The following is a 14,663-nucleotide window of genomic DNA, read 5'->3' on the forward strand; positions in this document are numbered from 1 at the left end:
TGGGGTGGCCGTGACCAGCGGCGGGGCGGTTGCGGCGCTGTGCGCAATCGGAATCGTGGCTACGGCTGAATCTCGACGTCCCCAATTCGGGCAGGCTGCTGCGCTGCTGGCCGAGCGTGGCCACCCCTTATTCGGTGGCGGGACTGGTAGCCGGGACCTGCTGCTCAACCTCGTCGAACTCGCCGTCTGCGGCGCCGGCCTGGAACGCTTCCCACTCGCTGGGGGTGTAGACGAGGAGGGGGGCGCTGTGGTCCGCGCCGTGGCGCATCACCACGTTGCCGGTGCCGTCCTCCGGGAACGCTACCTGCGGCCCCTCGGTGTCTCCGGGTGCGCCGTACCAGGTGAGGCCCGCCAGCTCCTCCTGCGTGTACTTGGGCTTCGCCACCGGCGTGCCTTCGGCCTGGGGGTTCTCCGACATCTCGCTCTCCTTCAACTCGACGGTGGCCGACTGCCGGCCGCCCTGAGAATGAAGATGGTGGTGGCCGGCGAAGTCGTCGTCACCCGCCGCATCCTCGCAGACGACAGCCCGGCCGTGGTCAGAGGCTGCGCGGATCTGACCGTTCGCGCCCGCGGAGGCGCCGTGCGTCAGCTGGCGTCCAGCTGGTCGACCAGGTCGAGGAGAACGGCGAGGTGATCATCGGCAATGAGGCCGAAGCGGCGCATGGCTCGCGCGGCCGCTACCGGTTCCCACGAGGTGATGGCGGCCTTGAGCGCTTCCTTCCGGCGGGCCTCGGCCCAGCCCGCCAGGGACTCGGGCGAGAGCTTGTTGGTGTCGCTGGTACGGATGCGGCGTCCGTCGATCTTCGCCGTCTCCGCCGCCTCCTCGTTGAGACAGGGATTGCAGTCGACGGTGGCGCACCCCGGCTTCTCCACGTCAGTGTCGAGGAGGATGAAGCCGCAGCGAGAGCGGTCTGCGTTAGCCGCGTGCGTCGCCGCAGTCCTACTGCGCCCGGTCACCCGCCTCGGCCACTCCTTCAACGCCTCCGCCCGCCGCAGATTCAGGCGGGCGATGCGCGGGGGGTCGGTATAGATCGGACAGGTGCAGCCGGGTGGGTGGCTGAGCCTCATCGGGCGAATTCTCCAGGCAGCGGGCAGGCGTCCCAACTTGGGAACCCGCCAAGGGGCGGTCAAGGGTCGGGTGGGGGGAAGCCGTAGGTGGGCAGGTCGGCGATGCGGACCATGCAGTAGGTGGTGAGGCCGTCGGGGCGGTAGGTGCGTCGGTAGAGATAGGGCGTGGTGGTGCCGGGGGGCACCGTCACCCCCTCCACCGCGATTTCCTTGCCGACCGCGATGGCGAGGAGCGCGATGCCCAGCTCGGCCGTCTTCTCCACATCGGAGGGCGGGTCCGCTGGCCTGCGGTGTCTGCCCACGCCTAGCCCCCTGTGTCGGCTCGTCCTGGCCGCGACGACCGGCGCGGGGGCTGGGTGGCGGCCGGACGTCCGATCGGCTCAGCTCAGCTGACGTCCCTGGTGGGGCGGACGGCGGACGGGCTGTCGAACGCCTCCGCCACCGATACCCACCTCTGCGTCGAGGTGTGGGTGAGGAAGTCGGCGGTCCGGTGGGCGGCCGCGCGGGGCTCCTGCCTCTGCTGCACTGGGCCCTGCGGAAGGAACGCGCCGGACGGGTGTGCGGGCGGCTCTTGCCAGTGGGTGCCGCGCTTGCGCTTCGGCAGGTCGGCAGCCGCAACGGGCTCGGTGGTCTGATCGTGCGTCACGGTGTCCTCGTCTCGTTCCAGGGCGGGCGGTGCCAGGGGCGGTGGTACAGGGGGATGGGGGCACGGGGCGGCCGGGGCACCGCGGGGGGCGGGGCGAGGAATAGGGAGGGCCAGTGAGTGAGAGGCGGTTCGGCGGTGGGCCGGGCCGGGATGTCGGGGATGAGGAGGCCGGGGTGCTCCTCCGCCGGCTTCACCTTCTTCCGGGGTCGTGCGTGCGGACGCTTCGGTGCCGGTGCCGGCACCGGGCGCTCGGGCACCTTCGGGCGTTTGTCCGCCATTCCCGACCAGGTCCGCGGTCGCCACCCCGGTTGCTGCCCCTCCTCCTTCGTCACGATGCCGCTGCCTGCTCTCGGTCGGGGGCCCCGAGGTCGACCATTGCTGTCGTACTGGTGACCACCTGCACCCGGTGGTGCCGGGCATAGGAGGCCAGGCCCAGCGACAGCTTCGGCTCCAACCGCCCGGCGTGCCGGACGGTTGCGGCCAGGTGGTGAAGCAGCGGTGGGGTGATTCGCATTCGGCCCTGGAGCAGTCGGAGGTTGTCGAGGCCGTGCTCGGCCACCAGGCGCGCGGCGGTGATGAACTCCGGCTTCTCCACGAGACCTGCCATGGCGCGCACGGGGCCGGAGCCGGTGCAGACGACGACACCGTGGCTGGAGGCGCGGTTGATGTCGAAGGGGGAGGTAAGGACGGCGGGCATGGCGGGGTCGGTGGCAGCGACCAGCTCGGCCATGGCCTGGTGGGTGGTGTCGACGTTGTCGGAGAAGACCAGGCCGATGGTGCCGGTGCGCAGGTACTCGGAGCCATTGAGGGCCGACGTGACGTCGGCGTACCGCCCACGCTGGGGAACGAAGTTCACGCGTAGGCCGAGCGGTTGCTGCTGGCCGGCAGCCTGCTTCGCCAGTTGCCGGTAGCGCGCGGTTCCACCCGGACCGAACACCTGGCTGGCCCAGTCCGCGAGGCCGATGTAGTAGGGGTGGTGGACGACCACGGCCCGTTGCGCTCCGCCCGCTTCCGCCTCTTGGAGTACATGGACGATGCCGGGCCGTCCCTCGACCGGGCGAAATTCCTTCGGCATGAACGTGGACCACCCGGCCACCCTGGTTCCCAGTCCTCCGGCCGCGATGACCACGGCCGTGCTGTTCTGCGTCTTCATCGGATGGCCTCCGTGCGGGAGTTGGGTGGGAGTACGGTTCGCGGATGCATACGCGAGTGACCGGCATGGCCGTGAACAGTGACAAGCAGCTGCTGCTGCTTAACCAGGACACCGAGGGTGAGCGGACGTGGTCCCTGCCCGGCGGCAAGGTGGAGGACGGGGAGAGCCTGGAAGTAGCACTCCGGCGGGAGATGCTGGAGGAGACTGGCCTGGAGGTGAAGGTCGGCCGCCTCCTGTACGTCGCAGACGTCACCAAGGCGCACGTCGTGCACATCTCCTTCGAGGTCGAGGTGGTCGGGGGGACGATCGGGCAGGTGAAGGAGGGCGCCGACACCCGCCCGATCCGGGGTGTGGAGTGGGTGGCGTTGGAGGACCTGGCCGACCTCGGCTTCTCCGAGCGGTTCGTGGACCTGGCCCGCTCGGGGTGGACGGGGGCCGGGACCTACGTGGGCCCGAAGTCTGAGATCGGCCTCTGACCCCTGCTCAGTCCTGGCTGGCCTCGGTCTCATCGCCGTTCTCGGCCTCGGGGCCGGTCAGGGCGCTCACGAGGGCCTGGTCGAGGTAGCCGACCGGGACTCCGGTGGGTTCGAGGCGGTTGACCCAGGAGCCGATGCGCTCCGCCAGTTCCCACGCCCCTATCTCGTCCGCTGCCCGGATGCTCGGGTCCCGAACGAGGCGGACGCCGACGCCGCGTGAGGCACCGAGGAGGTAGCGCGAGCGCTCCTCGGCCACCGCCTCCCTAGTCGCGGGGGTGTTCCATGCGGCGCCGACCAGGTAGCGGCGCAGCGGGAACTGGAGGGTGCCGGCCTCCGGGCCGTCCTGGCACCACACCTGGACGTTGCCTACCAGGTGGTGGATGTCGCCGTGGTCCCGGCCGGGCTCGACGACCGGTGTGGCGTCGCCGAAGCGGTAGTCGGCGTTGTAGACGTTGCGGGCGAGCGCCGCGGCTTCCAGCACCTCGGCGCGGGTGGGGAGTCGGGCGCCATGCCAGGCGGCGAGGGCGGCGGCGCCGAGCCAGGTGACCCAGTAGGCGGGGTGGTGCTCGTACCCCTGGCTCGGCCGCCACCTTCCGCTGCTCGGGTCCTGGTGGAGGCGGCCACCGCGTTGCACTCGCATCGGGATGACGAAGAGGTTGACGCCGTCGCGGGCGTTGTCCATCCCCGCTTCGCTGAGGATGTTCAGCAGCTCGGCGACTTCCTCGTTGCTGACGAGGTGGGTGCGCCACACCACGCTGCTCTTCTTTACCGCCGGGCGGTAGTCGGCCGGGCCGGGGCGCCGTGCCTCCCCCCGCGCCGTCCCTGACCGGGGGGCCGGTACCGATCCGGCCGGGTCGTGCACCTCGTACAGGGAATCGCCGTTGAGCCAGTGTCGGGCGACGTCGACCACCTGGTGCTCCACCACGTTGGTCGCGCGGGACAGGGTCTCGGCGACGTGGTGAGGGACGAGGGTGGCGGTGCGCGGGTCCAGCTCAGCGATCAGCTCGCTCTTGTGCTTCTTGGTGGCGAACGTGCTGTCCGCTCCCCGAGCGCCGGCCTTCGCCGTCCCGACCGGGGCTGGCTGGCTGGGCAGGGGGATGTCGAGGTAGGCGGCGAGGTTGGCGCGCACCGTCTCCGGGGCCAGGACGTGGCGCTCGTACGCGAGGTGGGTGTGGCGGCGGCCCGCGTCGCCGAGGTCCTTCCTGATCGCCTTGGCGAGGAGGAGCGAGTTGAGGGCGATGAGGCGGGCGAGGGCGACGGCGGGCTCCGGGTCGTCCTCCGGCAGGAGTTCGGCCCACGGAGCCCAGTGAGCGGAGTTGCGTGCCGCGTTGCCGAGCATGTTGTAGCGGGAGGCGTAGTGCCAGCGCTCGAATAAGTTGCCGCGCGCGAAGGAGCTGGCGATGCCGAGGGGGGCACGGGAGAGGATGAGGAGGGGGGAGTTGGGCAGGAGGTTGGTGATCGCGCCGGTGGCGAACCAGAGGTTGGTCTCCTTCACCATGTGCCGCTGATCGGTGCCGTAGAGGTCGGCGAGGGCGCAGGCGAGGTGGTGGGCGGGGAGGGCGGGGAGGTCGGCGTCGGCCGGGCCCGGCGGGCGGGAGTTGTTGGGGGAGAGGGGGTGACGGGAGCCGAGCTGCTGCCGGAACGGCTCGTTGTGCTGCGGCAGGTAGGGGCGCAGGGTGTCGCTGGTCCAGTTCGAGCCGACCCTCTCGAACACGCCGAGGGTGAGGAGCGGGGCCTGCTCCGGCTTGAACAGGGCGGCGACGTGCTCGGCGATGTCCACCGCGCTGCGCGCCGGGTCCTCCCACTGCTGCTCGGAATCGCTCCACATCTGTGTACTCACCCTGGTCTCCAATTCTCGTACCGTGCTGACTGGTTGACGGATTTCGCCCCGAATGCCGACATTCCCCGCCTCCGGAGGTCGGCACCCGGGGAATGGGTGGTGCCACCGATCGACCTGCGTGGGACGCGCAGTGTCCGGCCAGCGGCGCTGCCGCGCCCGTTGTGGCCACTCATCTGGACCGAGCGCGGCGGCTCTTCGATTGGGGCCCGCCACCGCGTGCGGGTAGCCGGGCGGGGCGGGCTCGTGGGTGGCCACTGGGGGCGCGAGGGGGGACGCGCGCGCCGGGCCTCGGGTGGCCGGCGCGGTGAGTCTCGCTCTAGGCGGCCAGGCTGGGTCTGCCTCGGCCGTGCAGTATGCGGCGGCCGGCACGGAGGGCAGCGGCGAGGTTATGAGGGTGGGTGAGGGTGCCGGTTCCGTCCGGCTCGATCAGCCAGCGGCGCCCCTTCACCGGGCCCTTGCCCGGCGGCGGGCAGCGCAGGACGGGGGTGTGCTTGACGTTCTCGTTGCCGCGGAGGAACTGCGTCTCGTTCATGTCCCACAGGGCGGTGGAGGAGTAGGGGATCAGGAACTCCACGCACCGCAGGGCGTCGTTGAAGATGACGGGGCCGACCGGCCCGACCGCGTCTGCGACTTGCTGCAACTGGCCGAGGGCGGCGGTGCCGAGGCGGTGGTTGGTGACGCGCACCGCGTTGAATCGCACGCCCAGTCGGATGTCGACCAGCTCGTTGCGGGTCCAGCCGAGCAGCACCGCCTTGTGGTCGCGGTTGGCGCGGGCGAGCCAGTGGGCACCGAGGACGTACGGCGGGGGAGCGCCGCGCCTCACGAGCCTTTGTGTCGGGCTGCTCGCGCTCGCGGCTCTGGCCTGGGCCATCTTCCCCGCTCCTCCCATCCGTACGTCCCCGGCGCCGTCCCCCGTGAGGTGGGTGGCCGCACCGGTTCGGCCACCCACCCCGGCACCTGCGCCGCCCCGGTCAAGGAGCGCTGAGCGAGGCGCCTGGGTGCCCGCCGGACCCGCGTTCGCTGTCCATCTGGTTGCGAGACCGGCGGTCTGTGCTCGGGTCGCACGCCGTTGTGCGACCCGCTGGCACCTCACCCCCCTCCGTCAGCCCGATTTCACGGAAGGGGCCGGAGCGTTGCCGGAGGCGAAGGTGCCGGGGCCCGCCCCCACGGGATCGGGAAGGGCGGGGTGGTGCCCGGCGGCCCCCTGCCCGTAGCGCAGGGGTGCCGCCGGAGTCTTAGGCGGCTATCGACCTGGGGCCGATGGTGCCGACGACCGGGGCCGGGCGGGCGTGCCGGATGCGGCTGGCGAGCGCGGCGCTGTGAGGCGACGCGGCGGTGGGTGCCGAACCCGGTGCAGCCTTGGCCGTGCTGGCAGTCACGGTGGTCTCCTCCTTCTCGACCGGCTTAATGGAGGCGACCTCCATCTCGAACCAGCTGATCCGGGTGCCGGCCTTCCGGTCGCGCCTGCTTCCGTGATTCACCGCGAGCTTGGTGATGATGAGCAGCCCCCGGCCGCCGTCGTACCCGCCCCTTCTGCGCTGCGTCCGCGTCGCCGGAACCCTCGGGACGGCCGGGTCCGTCACCTCCACCCGCAGCCGCCCTTCCTCCGTCTGGTGCGCCCGGAAGCCGAGCTGCCCCTTCTTCTTGCCGCAGCCGTGGAGCCAGCCGTTGGTCAGCAGCTCGGAGGCCATCAGCGCCAGGTCCTCGGCCTCGCTGTCGGTGAGGCCGAGGGCGGCCTTAATCTGCGGCACGAACTTCCGCCGGATCTTCCCAACTACCTCGGGGGAAGCGGCAGTTACGAACTCAACCAGGGGCATGACAGTTCCTCCGGGGGCGTGCCGCTACGGACGGCATTGGGGGGTGTTTCCGGGGAAGCGGCCGTTGTGGTCGCGCTCGTCAGGGCCGGGCCGAGGGCATCCTGACCTGGTCATCTGACGATCAATCAAGATCACTTGAAGCTGGCAATGCTGGCGAACTGCCTTCGCAACTACCAACTCATTGCGTGCAGTTCGCTACGCACAGCATGGACCCTAGTGCAGATCTACGCAACCACTTCTACCAACTGTGCAAGCTTGCAGAGTCGCACGCAATGTCGAGTCATATGCCACTCGGAGCCGGTAGCGCGCACTCCCTGCGGGGAGGCACACTGTGCTGACGATCGACATAGGAGGGGCAAGGGGTGGCATTCCAGCAGACCGTGAGGCGCATCCAGCTGGGAGGGGAGCTGCGCCGCCTCCGCGAGGCGCTCAGCCTCTCGCCTGAAGACGTGGCCAAGGCGCTGCCGAACTGGAGCGTCTACAAGATCAGCCGAGCGGAAACCGCGAAGGGTGCCGTCAAGGTCGACGACGTTGCAGAACTCCTCGAATTCCTTAAGGTCAGCGCTGACCTCAAGGCCGGCCTCCTTGACGTCGCCAAGAACGCCGCCAAGCAGGGCTGGTGGGTCAGCTACGCCGGCGCCGTGAACGACCAGACCGTCAACCTGGCGTCCCTGGAAGCCGAGGCATCAGCGGTAAAGACCTACCAGCCGTCGTTCATCCCGGGGTTGTTCCAAACCCCCGACTACTCGCGCGCAATCTTCACCGAGCTGGGTGGGTTCTCGGAGGACGAAGCCGAGGCGAAAGTCGACGTACGGATGGCCCGCCAATCCGTCCTGACGCGACCGAAGCCGCCGGAGGTCTGGGCGGTGATCCACGAGGCGGCCCTGAGCGTCAAGGGTGGAGGTCCGGGGATCATGCGAGCCCAGCTGGAGCAGTTGATACAGGCCACCCGCCGCCCCAACGTCAATATCCAGATCATGCCTGCGGATTGCGCGCTGAATCCCGGAATGAACGGTGCATTGACCATCCTCGGTTTCCCCTACCGGCCCGCGCTTGACATCGCCCTGGTCACGGCCCAGAAGACCGAACTGTGGATCGAGGATCGGGAATCGGTAGAGGAGTTCCACGCGACTTTCCAAAAGATCACAGCCGAGGCCCTGCCTCTGGACAAGTCGCTCGCATTCATCACCGAAAAGAGAGACCAGATCAAGTGAGCAACTACTACCCGAATACTGCCGAACTCGGCGTCGCACTGCGGAAGTCGTCCTACAGCAACGAAAGCGCTGACTGCGTGGGGGCCGCCGGAATCGCCGGGGAGGTGATCGTCTCCGACCTCAAGAATCCGACCGGCCCGGCCCACCGGCACCAGCCCCAAGCATGGACGGCGTTTGCCCAGGCTGTTGGCTCCGGCACCCTGGCGCCCGTAGCGGTCTGACCTAGTTCCGGCACTTCCGTAGCGTGCCGGCCGGCCAGGCTCGGTGGCCCGTCTCCCTCCGTAGGGTGGGTGGGCCACCCCGATCCCAACCGCGCGCCTGCGGCCCTGACACCTCCGTAGGGTGTCAGGGCCGCAGGCGCGCGGTTGTCGATCGTACGCATCGGCTACGACATGGCGCTACGGATGACCTTGTACGTCTCGTCGTGTTAGCGCACCTAGAGCAGTGGTGAGACTGGTGTTTCTGGTGAGACGGTGTTCACCGGATCGGTCGCGCCGCGGTATGCCAGTTTCTGCGGTCTCGCCGTATCCTGAGGCGCGATCGAGGGCGTCCCTTCTGGTTGTGGCCCTGAGCTCTGCTGCACTCCGGCTCTCGTGAACACCTGCTCGGCGCGGTCCAGGGTGAGCCGCATGGCACCAAATCGCCCCACTGAGTATCCCGCCAGGTAGCCGTGCAGGTGTAGCTGCTCGACCGCTTGGACCCCGGCGTCAACGTCCGGTGTGTCGGCCGGCGGGACCAGAGCATGCAGCTCCTCCTGCCACTCCCATCCGACGTCGCGGAGGACAGTCCGAGCCTCCTCTTGCTCCCAGCCGCTCCGTGCCACCAGGCCGTGACTCGGGTCAAGGTCGAAGACGACGTGAGGGTGCGGCATCATCATTCGGGGCCTCCGGCGGTTGCTGTTAGGTCAACCGCGACAGCGGCAGGTTCGTCGCCCCACGCCGCGATCTGGAATCGTGCGGGGCGGTCCTCGTGCCGCCCGACACGGCACTCGTCGCCGGCTTTGCCCAGAGCCTTGGTCATCCGGGTCAGGAACCGGTCGTACTGCTCGTGCCAGACGACGGTGGAGCCGGGGTCTGCGTAGGCGTCGCCCCGGGCGAAGGCCAGGGCCGCGATCTCGTACCCCAGGCCCTCGTGCTTCTCCCAGCAGGGTGGGATGACGTCCTGTGGTTGCCAGGCGTACGTCTGGTTCAGCCAGCGGCACACCGAGTTCAGCCACGCGGGCATCGGCTTGGCCAGCTCAGCCGGGAGGGCTCCCAGGTCCCACGGTGGGGGGCCGTCGACCACGGACTCCTCCGCGCTCCGCTCCGCGATGTAGTCCAAGATCAGTGCGGGCGGCTCGGGGAAGGGCTTGAACAGCGAGAGCGGGTTCGTCATGCAGCAGCCCCCTGGACAGCCCAGGCGGCGGCGTGAGCCTTGGCCTGCTGCTTCCTCGACTTGGCCTGTCGAAGTCGCTCTTCCTCGTTCGCGGCCCGCAGTTCGCGGACGTGGCCCTCGATCTCCGGCCACGAGTCCCAGGTCCACATCCCGTCAAGGCGGGTGATCACTGGCGGGAGGTTGTCCGCGAGCACCAGGGCGTGGCCCTCGGGCAGCGACCTGATCTCGTCGCCGCGCAGGACAGGCTCCAGAGCCATGTGCGTTGCGGTCGAGTGGCTGCCGCGGTCCCCGCCGCTAGTGGTCTTCGTGGTGCGCTCCCGTTCGACCTGACCGCACAGGTCGGACATGTCCTTGAGGAAGGCGGGGTCCTTGGCTCCGCCGAAGACGATGACGTGGTTGGTGAAGCTCGCCAGCTCGTTCGCTGTGTCCTCGCCGAATCGGGCGCGGGCCGAAGCCCAGCCCTGGAGGCCGTAGATCACGGTGATGCCCCGGCCCCGGCCGTCAGCAACGCGCTGGCGCAGGGAGGGGATCGGTGCGATGTTCGGCGCCTCGTCCAGCGCGGCCAGGAGGGCTGGGTCGAGCCGCCCGGCCGGAGACGCGATGGCGTGAGCCTCAGCGATGTCGAGCAGGTCCTCCGTGATCGCCGTGGTCAGCGGAGCGACGCTGTTCACCTCCGAGTCCTTGCCGAGCAGGTAGATCGTGCCCTCCGAGTCAAGGAACTCGGTGAAGTCCGTCGGGTCTCCGTCCCCTTGCAGAGCACGCATCACCGACTCGTGCATGAGGGGTTCAAGGGCTGCATCGAGGGTCGAGGCGGTGTTGCCGACGGTGCGGCTGTCGCCCGAGGTGGCGGTCCGGAGCATGTCCGCCCACCCGGGGCCGGCGCCGGGGTGGGCGTTGAGGATGCCGACCGGCGCGGGGTCGGTCAGCTTGCGTGCCCACTTGAGCACCCAATCCAGGCTGGCTCCGTCGAGAGCTGCGGCGTGGAGGTACGCGGCGAGGATCTTGGCCGCTTGGCCCTTGTAGAAAGCGGCGCCCTCGCTGGACTGCGCAGCGCCCCCGGGAGTCCGGGAGCCGGCGACGAACGCTTTGGCCCTCATCATCGCGATCTCTGTCTCGGCGGCGCCCGTGATCGGCGTCCACCGGAACTTCGGGAGAGAGGGGGCGATGCTCTGCGGGTCGAAGACCATGACCGGTCGCCCGTCGCGGCGTCGTGCGTCGAGGGTGAGTTCGACCAGGTCCGGCTTGGTCGAGGTGGCGAGCACTGGGCCAGCCCACTTGCGGATGGTCGGGGCGAAGAAGCGCGTGGTCTTTCCGCTGCCCATGGGGCCGATGACTCGGCATGCCTTGTCGGCGCGGGACCACAGCTCGATGCCTTTCGGGCGTTGCGAGGTCCCCAGCGAGTAGCCGAAGTCGTGTGGATCAAGGTGCTGGTGGCGCATGACGTGCTCCGGAACAGGGGGAGGGGCGGGTCATGAGATGGCGGAACGCTTCTCCGCGAGGCTCACCGCCGCCGTGTGACTCGGGCGTTCCTCACCGCGGATGAGGGAGGGACGGATCTCGGTCGCCTTGAGGACCGCTGCGGCCGACAGCTGGCGCTTGAGCTGTCCCTTGTCGGCGAACCCGGCGTTTCGCCGGGCCCGGTTCGTCACCAGCCAGACAGTGGCCAGGGCTACCGCACACACGGTGGCTACGGCGTACAGGGCCAGCGACGTTCCGTTCGGCAGGAAGTCCACTACGCGGCCTGCCGGGCAGCACGGACGGCGAGGTAGCGCATGCGCCGGCCGCAGAGCCGGGACAGCGCGGTGTCGGGTCCGGCGCAGCGCGGTGGGGCGGTGTGGAACGCCTGGTGGAGGTCTTCCGCTGCCCGCCAGATGTGGGTGACGGCGGTGCGGACACGGCCACCGGCGGCTGAGTACTCGCCGTGGTCGAGGACTGTGGCGAGCGCCTTCGTGCGCCGGGCCAGTTCGAGCGCGTCGGCGTGCAACTGGTCGATCTCCTGCCGTACTGCGCGTTCGTCGGCGAGGGGCGTGGTCTCGACGGTGGGGCTGGTCATGGGGGAGGCGTGCTCCGAGTCTGTGCGGACCTGGTCGACGGCGGCGAGGTGCCGTTGGGCGTTCATGCGGCGTCCGGGTGGGTGCTGGTGAAGTCGGTCATCGAACCGGAGGAGAAGCAGAGGTGCTGCTCGGCTTCGACCAGGAGGTGTTGGACGGCTGGGTAGATGACCTCTCCGACCACCCACAGCGCGATCCCGCGGCGCAGGCGCGTGATGTGATCCGCTGTCCAGGACGGCAGGCCCAGCCGGGCCACCGTCGCTTCCGCCTCAGCCTTCTTCTGGCTGTAGATCACGATGGTGTCGGCCATCTTCAGCGCGGCTTGGGTCTCCGGGCTGTCGTCGATGTCGGACAGGTGGTGGACGAGCCCGACAAAGCTCAGCCCGTAACCGCGGGCGAACTTCAAGAACTTCTCCAGCAGCGCGGCGAGTTGGGGAACTCCAAGGATGTGCCACGCCTCTTCGCAGATGAGGATGCGCTTGCGCTGGGTGTAGCGGCGGCATCCCGACCCGGGGTTCGGCCCGAGCTCCCAGGCACCGGAGCCGGCGTCGACCACCACGCGTTGGTGCCGACTCGGCTCCGCCCCGCACTCGCACAGCGGTCGCAGCCAGACCTCTTCCAAAAACACGGCGACCACCGCGACGAGGATGGTCATGGCGACGCCGCCCGACGGGACTTTCGTCAGGTCGAAGACGATCATGTCGGCGTTGAGGTCCACACCGAGGCTGGTGGGTCCGTCGAGCATCCCGGTCAGGTCGCCGGTCGTGTCATCCTCGCTCCCGCACAGCCGGTCCAGGACGTAGGACGCTTCCAGGCCGTCACCGAGGAGTTCGTCCCGCGTCCGCTGCTTGGCCGAAGCGTCGGACTCCTCCGGCGCCCGGAGCGCTGCGGCAACGTCGGCCAGGACCGGGATTCGGTCCAGGTCACCGGCCCGCTGGTGGGCTCGCCGGATCGCGATGCGCAAGGCGGAGCCGGCGAACTCGTCCAGCGGCCTACCGAGGCCGAGTTCAACGATCGTCCGGACCAGCTCGACCTGCCGCTTGCCCGCGATGGCGGGGTCCATCGGGTTGATGCAGGAGGCGCCCGGCCCGCCGCCGGGGCTGAACTTCACCGGGGACTTGCCGGTCAGCGAGCGGCCGAGCGCGGCCCACTCGCCTTCCTCGCGCTCCTTCTGTTCCTTCGTGTCGAGGATGACCACTTGCCGTCCGAGGCGGATCTGCCGGGCGGCGTAGGTCTTGGCGAACGCGGACTTCCCCCGCCCCGTGTCGCCCATCACGATCATGTTCCCGCCGGGGAGGCCGTCGCCGAACGCGCTGAAAGGGCAGTAGATGAACGCCTTCCCGGAGTAGAGCTCACGGCCGATGATCGCGCCCGCGCTGCCCAGGGTCGGCGGTGCGACAGGCAGATACAGGGCCTGGCTGGTGGTCGTCTCCGTGTATAGCGGTCGGCGGACCGTCTCGTACATCGGGGAGAGGGGGGAGAAGTCGAGCAGGTCAGTCACTTGATGCCTCCGGCGAAGGGCAGGGTCGTGGCGAAGGCACGGGCGTGTTCGAGGTCGAGCCATTCGATCCGCAGGTGAGCGTTGCGGGCACGGGAAGCGGTCGTCCGCTTGGTGCGCTCCAGCTCTTCGGCGCTCCGGGCGGAGATCGTGATGTAGCCGACGACAGCGGCGCCGGCCGCACCCGAGGAGGCCAGGGCCATGCCGCGCGAGCCGGTGGCACTCGCGGCGATCTGGTCGCGAGGATCGATGTTCTTGCCGCGCTGGCGGTCCCGGTTCATCTCCGCCTGGTTGTTTGTGTCCTCCGCGAGCATCCGCTCCACGGCCTTGTCGTTCGGTTCGAGCTGCTGCGTGATGGAGATGGTGCGGATCACATCGGGCATCCCGATCAGCAGGGGCGAGAGGAAGTCCGGGCCGACTGGCGTGGTGGGCCAGGAGACCACGGCGGCCGTGGCGTGGAACCAGCTGGTGGTGGAGCCTGCGGCGCGGGTGGCCACGTGCGCTCCGTGGCGGACGTCGACGTTGCGGGGGAAGGCGTGGGCCTGCTGGATTTCGGTGTCCCAGATGGCGTGGTCAGGGTCGTACGAGTTGCGGATGAAGGCCGTCAGCCGGCCCTCGTCCAGAGGCGCCACCACGGACAGGTCGGCGTCCTCCGCGCGGGACCACAGCTCTTCCAGGTACGCGGCCATCGCAGCGGCCACCCCGTCGTCACCCGATCCGCGGGTGGAGCCCTCGGCGGCCAGGTCCCGGGTGAACTTCGCGTGGATGGTGATGTAGTACCGGTGCTCCTCGGCGCTGGTCGACACCGCGTTGGCCAGCACGTCGTACGAGTCCTTGAGCCACTGCGGGGCGTTGGCCGTCGCTGCCGACTCGTCGCGCTGCGAGACGAACCGCTGGTGGGCGTACGGGTCAGACTTCATCTGCCGGGCGAGGACCTGAACACGCTTCACCGGGTGCTCCTCAACGTTGCCGAAGGCATCCAGCAGCTCACCCCAGCGCTCCAGCGCGACAACCTGCTCAGCTACGTCCTTGCCACCGAGACCGGGTGAGGCGACCTCCAGCGCGGCCGTGACACAGCCGGCCTCCGGCTGGAGAACGACGACGGCCTTCTGCCCGCGGACCGTGACCGGAACCCACGTCATGCCCGCGATGCCCTCGGGCTCCGCCAGGGCGGCATCCGGCGGCGTGCCGTCGCGGCGCACGCCCTCCTCGATGGCAGGTGACACCCAGACGCCGCCTGTACGGGCAAGTGCCTTGCGGTGGTAGCGGTTGATCCGCCACCAGCGGTAGAGGGTCCGCCGCTGGGACGTGCCCTTCGGCCGGTACGGCGCGTACACGATGACCAGGGCGAGCAGGATCGGCAGGACGAGGCCCGTCGCCGCGAGGGCCGTCACCTTGTTGAAGAGGAGGCCGAGAAGGATGCCGGTTCCGGCACCGGCGCCGAGGACGACCTGTTCGCCGAGGTTGCGGCGGCCAACCAGCCCGGTGGGGCGGTGCTTTCCGAACTGATACGTACGAGTCGACAT

17 protein-coding genes are annotated in these 14,663 nt (G+C 69.6%); 3 read left to right on the plus strand and 14 right to left on the minus strand.

What is annotated here, in order from left to right; genetic code table 11:
- Positions 1–127 precede the first annotated feature (127 nt).
- The 5 genes from P3T34_RS00805 to P3T34_RS00825 all read right to left on the minus strand — a co-directional run bounded on the left by P3T34_RS00805 (position 128) and on the right by P3T34_RS00825 (position 2,867).
- A complete protein-coding gene (locus P3T34_RS00805) occupies positions 128–418 on the minus strand; it encodes a DUF397 domain-containing protein (protein WP_280663991.1) in 291 nt (96 codons plus the stop codon).
- Between the two features lie 167 nt (positions 419–585).
- Entirely contained in the window at positions 586–1,068 is a 483-nt protein-coding gene (locus P3T34_RS00810) for a hypothetical protein (protein ID WP_280663992.1), read from the minus strand.
- 59 nt (positions 1,069–1,127) lie between these two features.
- Entirely contained in the window at positions 1,128–1,370 is a 243-nt protein-coding gene (locus tag P3T34_RS00815; RefSeq protein WP_280663993.1) for a hypothetical protein, read from the minus strand.
- Positions 1,371–1,453: 83 nt separating this feature from the next.
- Positions 1,454–1,714: a hypothetical protein gene (locus tag P3T34_RS00820; RefSeq protein WP_280663994.1), complete on the minus strand. Its 261-nt coding sequence runs from the start codon at positions 1,712–1,714 to the stop codon at positions 1,454–1,456.
- A gap of 328 nt (positions 1,715–2,042) precedes the next feature.
- Positions 2,043–2,867: a hypothetical protein gene (locus tag P3T34_RS00825; RefSeq protein WP_280663995.1), complete on the minus strand. Its 825-nt coding sequence runs from the start codon at positions 2,865–2,867 to the stop codon at positions 2,043–2,045.
- A 44-nt stretch (positions 2,868–2,911) separates the two neighbouring features.
- Between P3T34_RS00825 and P3T34_RS00830 the strand changes: the two genes are divergently transcribed.
- Entirely contained in the window at positions 2,912–3,343 is a 432-nt protein-coding gene (locus P3T34_RS00830; RefSeq protein WP_280663996.1) for an NUDIX hydrolase, read from the plus strand.
- Between the two features lie 7 nt (positions 3,344–3,350).
- On the opposite strand, the gene P3T34_RS00835 is transcribed toward P3T34_RS00830, so the two are convergent.
- The 3 genes from P3T34_RS00835 to P3T34_RS00845 all read right to left on the minus strand — a co-directional run bounded on the left by P3T34_RS00835 (position 3,351) and on the right by P3T34_RS00845 (position 7,000).
- Positions 3,351–5,183, minus strand: a complete 1,833-nt coding sequence (locus P3T34_RS00835; protein WP_280663997.1) for an SUMF1/EgtB/PvdO family nonheme iron enzyme — start codon at positions 5,181–5,183, stop codon at positions 3,351–3,353.
- Between the two features lie 316 nt (positions 5,184–5,499).
- Positions 5,500–6,006: a hypothetical protein gene (locus P3T34_RS00840; RefSeq protein WP_280663998.1), complete on the minus strand. Its 507-nt coding sequence runs from the start codon at positions 6,004–6,006 to the stop codon at positions 5,500–5,502.
- A gap of 412 nt (positions 6,007–6,418) precedes the next feature.
- On the minus strand, positions 6,419–7,000 hold the full coding sequence (locus tag P3T34_RS00845) for an ATP-binding protein (protein ID WP_280663999.1): 582 nt from the start codon (positions 6,998–7,000) through the stop codon (positions 6,419–6,421).
- A gap of 362 nt (positions 7,001–7,362) precedes the next feature.
- On the opposite strand from P3T34_RS00845, the gene P3T34_RS00850 reads away from it, so the two are divergent.
- Complete coding sequence (locus P3T34_RS00850) at positions 7,363–8,214, plus strand: helix-turn-helix transcriptional regulator (RefSeq protein WP_280664000.1); 852 nt, start codon at positions 7,363–7,365, stop codon at positions 8,212–8,214.
- Positions 8,211–8,435 (plus strand): DUF397 domain-containing protein, encoded by a 225-nt coding sequence (locus tag P3T34_RS00855; protein ID WP_280664001.1) that lies wholly within the window; start codon positions 8,211–8,213, stop codon positions 8,433–8,435. The genes P3T34_RS00850 and P3T34_RS00855 overlap by 4 nt, the downstream gene beginning before the upstream one ends.
- A gap of 652 nt (positions 8,436–9,087) precedes the next feature.
- Here the strand turns inward: P3T34_RS00855 and P3T34_RS00860 are convergent.
- From P3T34_RS00860 to P3T34_RS00885, 6 genes are read right to left on the minus strand one after another with little or no spacing between them, the layout of a single operon-like run.
- Entirely contained in the window at positions 9,088–9,588 is a 501-nt protein-coding gene (locus P3T34_RS00860) for a hypothetical protein (RefSeq protein WP_280664002.1), read from the minus strand.
- Positions 9,585–11,027 (minus strand): TraM recognition domain-containing protein, encoded by a 1,443-nt coding sequence (locus P3T34_RS00865; protein WP_280664003.1) that lies wholly within the window; start codon positions 11,025–11,027, stop codon positions 9,585–9,587. The genes P3T34_RS00860 and P3T34_RS00865 overlap by 4 nt, the downstream gene beginning before the upstream one ends.
- A 30-nt stretch (positions 11,028–11,057) precedes the next feature.
- On the minus strand, positions 11,058–11,321 hold the full coding sequence (locus tag P3T34_RS00870) for a hypothetical protein (protein ID WP_280664004.1): 264 nt from the start codon (positions 11,319–11,321) through the stop codon (positions 11,058–11,060).
- Complete coding sequence (locus P3T34_RS00875; RefSeq protein WP_280664005.1) at positions 11,321–11,707, minus strand: DUF6238 family protein; 387 nt, start codon at positions 11,705–11,707, stop codon at positions 11,321–11,323. The genes P3T34_RS00870 and P3T34_RS00875 overlap by 1 nt, the downstream gene beginning before the upstream one ends.
- Complete coding sequence (locus tag P3T34_RS00880; RefSeq protein WP_280664006.1) at positions 11,704–13,140, minus strand: ATP/GTP-binding protein; 1,437 nt, start codon at positions 13,138–13,140, stop codon at positions 11,704–11,706. Before P3T34_RS00880 ends, P3T34_RS00875 begins: the two co-directional genes overlap by 4 nt.
- The gene (locus P3T34_RS00885; protein WP_280664007.1) at positions 13,137–14,663 is read right to left on the minus strand and encodes an SCO6880 family protein; all 1,527 of its coding nucleotides are present in this window, start codon (positions 14,661–14,663) and stop codon (positions 13,137–13,139) included. The genes P3T34_RS00880 and P3T34_RS00885 overlap by 4 nt, the downstream gene beginning before the upstream one ends.

This window comes from Kitasatospora sp. MAP12-44 (assembly GCF_029892095.1).
GTDB lineage: Bacteria > Actinomycetota > Actinomycetes > Streptomycetales > Streptomycetaceae > Kitasatospora.